The sequence below is a fragment of the Streptomyces calidiresistens genome (assembly GCF_014141525.1).
Classification (GTDB): domain Bacteria; phylum Actinomycetota; class Actinomycetes; order Streptomycetales; family Streptomycetaceae; genus Streptomyces; species Streptomyces calidiresistens.
In genome coordinates this window covers 1-1,767 of sequence record NZ_VKHS01000984.1, presented here as the reverse complement: position 1 = coordinate 1,767, position 1,767 = coordinate 1, and the positions used below count along the sequence as shown (strand labels likewise).

Annotated in this window: 1 pseudogene; it reads right to left on the bottom strand. The window is 76.7% G+C overall.

Going from position 1 to position 1,767, the window contains the following annotated elements:
• Positions 1–324 precede the first annotated feature (324 nt).
• Positions 325–1,605: pseudogene (locus FOE67_RS24720) on the bottom strand (amylo-alpha-1,6-glucosidase); the annotation flags it as partial.
• Positions 1,606–1,767 lie beyond the last annotated feature (162 nt).

Sequence of the window (1,767 nt, the reverse complement as noted above, 5' to 3'; positions counted from 1 at the left end):
GGGGACGTTCGGGGGGCGGGAGGACCCGGTGGTGCCGGTCGGTTCGCCCGACCGCGGGTCCGATAACCCGATCCGTCCCGGTTCCCCCGTCGGGTCCACCGGGCCCGCAGGGGGACCGCCCCCGTCCGGGGAACCCGGGTGCGGGCCCTGTGCCGGGCGCGCCGATGCCTCGCCGGCGCGCGGGCGGTCACCGGCGTGGCCGCCGGGACCGTGACCGGCGTGCCCACCCGGACCCCCGCCGGCGCGTTTCGGGCGGCGGGGCGGGTCCGAGGCGCGGCGCATGGTCGGCTCGTGCGGCACCGGCTCGGGCGGTCGCACGGCGCCCAGCAGATCCACCGTCAGGGCGGCGGTCCACCCGAACTGCCGGGTGCCGCGGGCCCGTCCGGTGTACGGGTCGAGGTACTCGGCGAAGTCCGAGGCCACCGCCGAGGCCAGCACGGCGCCGCGCAGTTCCTCGGCGAGGGCGTGCTCCCCGTACTCCCGCAGCCCGCGCTCGATCAGCCAGTTGACGTTGAACCAGGCCGGGCCGCGCCAGTAGCGGGACGGGTCGAAGGCGGCGCCGAGCAGGTCGTAGCTGGGCACCATGCGGGTGGTCGAGCCGAGGCCGAAGTGCGGGCCGGTGAGGGTCCGCAGCAGCGCCGCGGAGACCTCCGGCGGCAGACCGGGGACGATCAGGGGGAGCAGGCCCGAGCAGCTCAGTTCGCGGATCGGCCCGCCGCCGCGCACGTCGTGGCACAGGAAGAGGCCGTGCTCGGCGTCCCACAGGCGCTCGACGAGGGCGTCGGTGAGGTCGGCGGCCCGCTCCCGGTGGGGCGCGGGATCGGCCCCGACCGCCGCGGCGATGTGGGCCAGGGCCCGCTCGGAGGCGATCAACAGGGCGTTGACCCCGGGGTCCTCGACGGCGAACCGGTGCGGGGAGGTCGCGTCGTCGTAGCCGTGGTCCCGGTAGTCGGCGGCCAGTCGTACGTATCGGCCGTAGTCCAGGTCGGTGGGGCGGTCGCAGGCGTCCCCGTGGTCGAGGTCGGCGCGGCGGAAGGTTCCGGCCCGGGCGGGCACGATGCGGCTCAACGGCTCGTCCCAGCAGGGGCTGTTGTCCATCCCGGACTCCCAGGGATGGACGATCGACACCAGCCCCCTGCCGCCGAGGTCGCGACGGTCGGTGAGGTAGCGCTGCCAGGCGACCAGCCGGGGGTACATCCGGGTGAGGAAGCCCCGCCGGGCGGAACCGGTCGGGTCGGCCAGGTGGACCAACCAGGTGGCGAGGGCGTGCACGGGGGGCTGGACCAGCCCCGAGGTCTCCACGCCCATCGGGGCCCCGGCCCCGGCCCCGGCGGTGGAGGAGCGCCAGAAGTCCGGGCTGGGGAAGTAGGCGCCCAGGGGCACGTCGGGGTTGAAGACGATGTGCGGCATCCGGCCGTCGGCCCACTGGGCGGCGAAGAGGGTCTCCAACTCGCGGCGGGCCCGGGCGGCGGAGAGCCGGCGCAGGCCGATGGCGATGAAGGCGGAGTCCCAGCTCCACTGGTGCGGGTACAGGCCCAGCGACGGAACGGTGGACGCACCGGTCCAGTTCTGCCTCAGCACCCGCCAGGCGTACTGGCGCAGCAGGTCGGGCGGGGGCGGCGCGGCGGGCGCCTCCCCGTCGTCCGGGCGCCCCGGGGCGACGGCGGCGAGGGCACCGCCGGCGTCCACCGCCGGGACGGGGCGGACGGCGGTCACCGGCGGATTGCCGGGGTGCGGGGCGACGGTGGTTCGGGGTGGGCTTTCGAC